This is a genomic window from Polaromonas sp. P3_C2, assembly GCF_056402675.1.
The window spans coordinates 1-5,978 of the sequence record NZ_JBFUGX010000240.1 but is presented as its reverse complement, the minus strand read 5'-3'; the positions used below and the strand labels follow the sequence as shown (position 1 = coordinate 5,978).

Here is a 5,978-nt window from a genome sequence, read left to right as displayed (position 1 = left end):
GTGCCAAATCGGCCTCCGGACCAATGCTGACGGGCGCAATCAGCTCATTTTTTGATAGCGAAACAAGGCCAATGCCGAGCACCGCGCAGGCTATAGCGCCCCATACGCGCGCACCGATGCGCTCCCGCAGGAAGAGCCAGCTCATCAGCGCAACGGCTGCCGGAATGGAAGCCATGATCACACCGGCCGCAACCGCGCTGGTCATGCTCACGCCGAACAGCATGCAGATGGAAAAGAGGAAATTGCCCAGAAAGGATTCGAGGAACAGCAGTCGGCTGGTTTGCCGGCTCATGGGGACTTCGCCTGCCGGTTTTTTCAGCCAATGCAGCATTGCGGTGCCACCGATGCCAAAGCGCAGCCAGGCCAGCATAAAGACGGGGAAGGCGATGACGAGGGGTTTGGAAAGCGCCACGTAGCTGCCAACGAGCGACATGCTGAGCGCCAGGCAGGCGTAGGCCACGATTCGGTTCATTAAACTGGAGGCTCCTGTGGTGCGGGCCAGTGCGGGGGCCTGCGTTTGTACCGGCCGGGAACGGCCTGGCAGAGGTTGAAATCATGCCTTAATTTCAGAGGGGCATTGCCGGTTACACGCAGCCTGGACAGCCCACAATCCAATGACGACTCTGGCGACGACACTCAAACAATGCCTCAATCTCCTGTCCGTTATGTTTTTGTTTACGGCACCCTGCGCAAGGGTGAGCAGCGTGACATCAACCATTTGCAGCCGCCACCTCGATGGATAGGGCGTGCCAGCGTGGCTGGCGTGATGCACCACCTGGGCAGCTATCCTGGCCTGACGCTAACCGGCCCGGGCACCGTGCAGGGAGAGGTGTATGCCGTGGCGCCCGAGCTGGAGCGTGTGCTGGATGAAATTGAGGAGGTCTGGCCGCAGCAGACCGGTGAATACACCAAGCGCGAGGTGGCGGTGCAGCTTGAGCCGGTATCCGGGCCTGGCCAACCGGAGCGCGCGCGGGAACTGGTGTGTTTCCTCTATGAGATCGCTCCCGAACGGATTCACGGAAAACCGGTGATTACGCTGGGCGATTGGGTGTTGCACCGAACTGGTGGCGCTAGCTGAGTCTCGCAGAGGGTCTGAGGGCCTCGAGAGGAAAGTCAGGGCCGAGGTGCGCTCTTGGCCATCGATACAAGCTGCCTTTCACATTTCATCATTCAATAAATTGATTCCGTAATGTGGAATTAACGAATGCTGCAGTGCAAAATTATTTCTCAATATGAGAGATTGAATTTTGCATTACGATAATTTTAATAAATATCATTGATTTTATTGAATTTTATTTTTGTCTTATATAAGACATAAGATCTTCACAAGGTCTTGTAGAAGACTTAAAGTTGATCCATCGAATTAGCCATTTCTTTATTCAACCTACGGAGCCCACCATGCCGCAAACCCTGACCGAACAATTGAGCCGCGACCAGCAAATTTCCGCCCTGGAAAAAGACTGGGCCACCAACCCGCGCTGGAAAGGCATCAAGCGCGGCTACAGCGCCGCCGACGTGGTGCGCCTGCGCGGATCCTTCCCGATCGAACACACGCTGGCCCGCCGCGGTGCCGAAAAACTGTGGGATCTGCTGCACAACGAGCCTTATGTGAACTGCCTGGGTGCACTCACTGGCGGCCAGGCCATGCAGCAGGTCAAGGCCGGCGTCAAAGCCATCTATCTGTCGGGCTGGCAAGTTGCTGCCGACAACAACAGCTACTCCGCCATGTATCCGGACCAGTCCCTGTACCCGGTGGACTCGGTGCCCAAGGTCGTTGAAACCATCAACAACACCTTCCGCMGTGCAGACGAGATCCAGCACTCCAAAGGCATTGATGCCGGCGACAAAGACTACATCGACTACTTTGCACCCATCGTCGCGGATGCTGAAGCCGGTTTCGGCGGTGTTCTGAATGCCTTCGAACTGATGAAGGCCATGATCAAGTCTGGCGCAGGTGGCGTGCACTGGGAAGACCAATTGGCTTCCGTCAAGAAGTGCGGCCACATGGGTGGCAAGGTATTGCTGCCCACCCGTGAGTCCTGCCAGAAGCTGATCGCTGCGCGTATGGCGGCCGACGTCTGCGGCGTGCCCACGCTGGTGATTGCCCGCACCGATGCTGAAGCCGCTGATTTGCTGACTTCCGACTACGACGAGATCGACAAGCCTTTCCTGACCGGCGAACGCACGGCCGAAGGCTTCTACAAGACGCGCAAGGGTCTTGAGCAGGCTGTAGCCCGTGCCAACGCCTATGCCCACTACGCTGACCTGGTGTGGTGCGAAACCGGCACGCCTGACCTCGACTTCGCGAAGAAATTCGCCGATGCTGTGCACAAGGTTCACCCAGGCAAGATGCTGGCCTACAACTGCTCGCCGTCTTTCAACTGGAAGAAAAACCTCGACGATGCCACCATCGCCAAGTTCCAGCGCGAGCTCGGCGCCATGGGATACAAGTACCAGTTCATCACGTTGGCTGGTATTCACTCCATGTGGTACAACATGTACGACCTGTCGCAAGACTACGTCAAGCGCGGCATGACGGCTTACATCGAGAAGGTGCAGGAGCCCGAATTCGCAGCACGCGACCGCGGCTACACCTTTGTGTCGCACCAGCAGGAAGTTGGCACTGGTTACTTCGATGAAGTGACCACCGCCATTCAGGGCGGCAAATCCAGCGTGACCGCACTGACCGGCTCTACCGAAGAAGAGCAGTTCCACTGATCTCACCTGACCGACGATTACCCAGACACTAGCGCCCTTAACGCGCAGCTTTTCAGCCCGGACAGGACTTAGGGCCTGTCCGGGCTTTTTTACAGGCATTTTTTAGCGTAGAGTGCAGTTTGTTACATAAAACACAAGATGTGCATGATTAACCGGAGGAGGTTGCCGTGTCGGAATTAACCGTGGGTTTCAAGCGTGTTCCCTGTCCTGATTGCAATGGCACCGGCGAACTGCGCATTGAAAGCGAAAACATCAATGAGCATTTTGAAGTCGAAAAACAAACGGTGATCACCGAATGTCCGCGTTGCCTTGGCCTGGGATTTTTGCCGCCGGCCTCACCGCAATAGGACTTTGTGGCGCGAGGCAAACAGGTGGCCGGCGAGCCATCTGCAAGCTGCCGTAAAATAGCCGCATGCAATCAATCAAGCTGGAAACAGGAAGGATCGTTCGGGTTATGACACCGCGAACTACGCCCTCGTCCGTTTTCTGGAGTCATCCAGGGCGCTAGTCCGCACCCCTTGGTGATTGTTAGCTACTGATTTCATAGCTTAAATCCATATCCCCCATCAAAGCGCGGCAGGTTCCGCGCTTTTTTGTTTTTCTGATTTCAGCCTGCTTATAAAAGTTATTCACATGATTCAAATCACGCTCCCCGATGATTCCAAGCGCGAATACCCCCAAGCCGTCACGGTGGCCGAAGTCGCCGCCTCAATCGGTACCGGCCTGGCCAAAGCGGCCTTGGGCGGGAAAGTTGACGGCAAGGTGGTCGACACCAGCTATCTGATTGATAAGGACAGCTCGGTTTCCATCATCACAGCCAAGGATGCCGACGGGTTGGACATGATCCGCCATTCCACGGCCCACTTGCTGGCCTACGCCGTCAAGGAACTGTTCCCGGATGCGCAGGTCACCATAGGCCCGGTGATTGAAAACGGGTTTTTCTACGATTTCTCCTACAAGCGTCCGTTCACGCCGGAAGACCTGGTGGCGATCGAAAAGCGCATGACGGAACTTGCGGCCAGGGATGAGCCAGTGACGCGCCGGGTGCTGCCGCGCGATGAAGCCGTGGCGCATTTCAAGAGCATAGGCGAGCATTACAAGGCTGAAATCATTGCGAGCATTCCCGCCAATGAGGATGTGTCGCTCTACCGTGAAGGCGCTTTTGAAGACCTGTGCCGCGGCCCCCACGTGCCCAGCACGGGCAAGCTGAAGTTCTTCAAGCTCATGAAGGTGGCCGGCGCCTACTGGCGCGGCGATCACCGCAATGAAATGCTTCAGCGCGTTTACGGCACGGCCTGGGCCACCAAGGATGAACTGCAGCAGTATCTGACGATGCTCGAGGAGGCTGAAAAGCGCGACCACCGCAAGCTCGGCAAGGAACTGGACCTCTTTCACATCGACGACCATGCACCTGGCCTGGTGTTCTGGCACCCCAAGGGCTGGACGGTCTGGCAGGGCGTTGAGCAGTACATGCGCAAGGTCTACCAGGACAACGGCTACCAGGAGGTCAAGGGCCCCCAGATCATCGACAAGACGCTGTGGGAAAAAACCGGCCATTGGGACAAGTACCGTGACAACATGTTCACGACCGAGAGCGAAAAGCGCGAATACGCCCTCAAGCCCATGAACTGCCCCGGCCATATCCTGATCTTCAAGCAGGGCATTAAAAGCTACCGCGACCTGCCGTTGCGCTACGGCGAGTTCGGCCAATGCCACCGCAACGAGCCTTCGGGTGGGCTGCACGGCATCATGCGTGTGCGCGGTTTCACGCAGGACGACGGCCACATTTTTTGCACCGAAGATCAGATACTGAAGGAATGCGTGGACTACACGACCTTGCTACAAAAGGTGTACACAGATTTCGGCTTCAAGAACATCATCTACAAGGTCGCCACGCGTCCCGAGGCCCGCATCGGCTCGGACGAAAGCTGGGACAAGGCTGAGCATGCGCTGATGGAAAGCCTGCGCGCGTCCGGTTGCGAGTTTGAGATTGCCCCCGGCGACGGCGCTTTTTACGGCCCGAAGATCGAATACACGCTGAAAGACGCCATCGGCCGCCAATGGCAGTGCGGCACCATGCAGGTCGATTTTTCGATGCCGGAACGTCTGGACGCCGAATATGTGGGCGAAGACGGTAACCGTCACCGCCCCGTGATGCTGCATCGCGCGATTGTGGGCAGCCTGGAGCGTTTTATCGGGATTTTGATCGAAGAGCATGCCGGCGCGCTGCCGACCTGGCTGGCTCCCGAGCAGGTTTCGGTGCTCAATATCACCGATTCCCAGGCTGAATATGCCCGGGAAGTTGCCAAAACACTGCAAAATCAAGGGCTTAGGGTCAATCTGGACCTGCGCAACGAGAAAATTACGTATAAAATACGGGAGCACTCGATGAAAAAGCTGCCGTATATCCTTGTCGTAGGCGACAAGGAGAAAGCGGCAGGTGCCGTTGCAGTGCGCGCCCGGGGTAACAAAGACCTTGGAGTGATGCCTCTCGAAGCCTTCGCTGAAACGATCGCTTCCGACATCGCGAAAAAAGCCTGATTTTTAACAAAATTGTTGATGAATTTGGCCTGTCGTCCTTACAGGACGGGCGCAAGCAGCTATAGCTTTTATAGCAAGAGTTAAAGGATAGAACCATCGCTACTGAATTTCGTGACCGCCGTCACCGTGAAGAACGCAAGCACCGCTTGAACCGTGAAATCATGGCCCCTGAAGTACGTCTGAGCGGGCCAGACAATGAGCCGCTGGGCATTGTCAGCATCACCGAGGCTTTGCGCCTTGCGGGTGAGGCCGATGTGGACCTCGTCGAAATCTCCCCCACAGCGGTTCCACCGGTGTGCCGGTTGATGGATTACGGCAAGTTCAAGTACGCCGAGCAGAAAAAGGCGGCGGAAGCGAAGTCCAAGCAAAAAGTGATCGAGATCAAGGAAATCAAATTCCGGCCCGGCACTGACGATGGGGACTACAACATCAAGTTGCGCAACATCAAGCGCTTCTTGGAAGAGGGCGACAAATGCAAGATTACTTTGCGTTTTCGCGGTCGCGAAATCACGCACCAGGAACTGGGCTTGGCCCTGCTGGCGCGTATTCGTGATGAGTTGGCCGATTTGATTGTGGTGGAGCAATTCCCCAAGCTTGAAGGCAGGCAGATGGTCATGATGATCGCGCCGGGTCGTAAAAAACCGGGTACTGCCAAGCCGGCAGCCGAGACGGCTCCGGCACAGTCCGCAGCCTGAGGCTGGCGGACAGCGGATAAGGAC

The 5,978-nt window shown here is 56.6% G+C and carries 6 protein-coding genes; 5 read left to right on the top strand and 1 reads right to left on the bottom strand.

Going from position 1 to position 5,978, the window contains the following annotated elements; genetic code table 11:
- Positions 1–472: DMT family transporter (locus tag AC1DWI_RS11675; RefSeq protein WP_477724875.1), on the bottom strand; the 472-nt coding region annotated here is incomplete at its 3' end.
- 171 nt (positions 473–643) lie between these two features.
- On the opposite strand from AC1DWI_RS11675, the gene AC1DWI_RS11670 reads away from it, so the two are divergent.
- The 5 genes from AC1DWI_RS11670 (at position 644) to infC (ending at position 5,954) form a co-directional block, all read left to right on the top strand.
- Positions 644–1,078: a gamma-glutamylcyclotransferase family protein gene (locus AC1DWI_RS11670; protein WP_477669068.1), complete on the top strand. Its 435-nt coding sequence runs from the start codon at positions 644–646 to the stop codon at positions 1,076–1,078.
- Between the two features lie 320 nt (positions 1,079–1,398).
- Positions 1,399–2,718, top strand: a complete 1,320-nt coding sequence (gene aceA / locus AC1DWI_RS11665; RefSeq protein ID WP_477724874.1) for an isocitrate lyase — start codon at positions 1,399–1,401, stop codon at positions 2,716–2,718.
- Positions 2,719–2,885: 167 nt separating this feature from the next.
- Positions 2,886–3,065, top strand: coding sequence for a hypothetical protein (locus tag AC1DWI_RS11660; RefSeq protein ID WP_431095808.1), 180 nt, complete (start codon positions 2,886–2,888; stop codon positions 3,063–3,065).
- A gap of 286 nt (positions 3,066–3,351) precedes the next feature.
- Entirely contained in the window at positions 3,352–5,259 is a 1,908-nt protein-coding gene (gene thrS / locus AC1DWI_RS11655; RefSeq protein ID WP_477669069.1) for a threonine--tRNA ligase, read from the top strand.
- Between the two features lie 95 nt (positions 5,260–5,354).
- Positions 5,355–5,954 (top strand): translation initiation factor IF-3, encoded by a 600-nt coding sequence (gene infC / locus AC1DWI_RS11650; protein WP_477669605.1) that lies wholly within the window; start codon positions 5,355–5,357, stop codon positions 5,952–5,954.
- Positions 5,955–5,978: the final 24 nt, after the last annotated feature.

Excerpts from the sequence above, each read along its gene's own strand:
- AC1DWI_RS11670 (WP_477669068.1), top strand. The coding sequence starts at position 644 with ATGCCTCAATCTCCTGTCCGTTATGTTTTTGTTTACGGCACCCTGCGC.
- thrS (WP_477669069.1), top strand. The coding sequence starts at position 3,352 with ATGATTCAAATCACGCTCCCCGATGATTCCAAGCGCGAATACCCCCAA.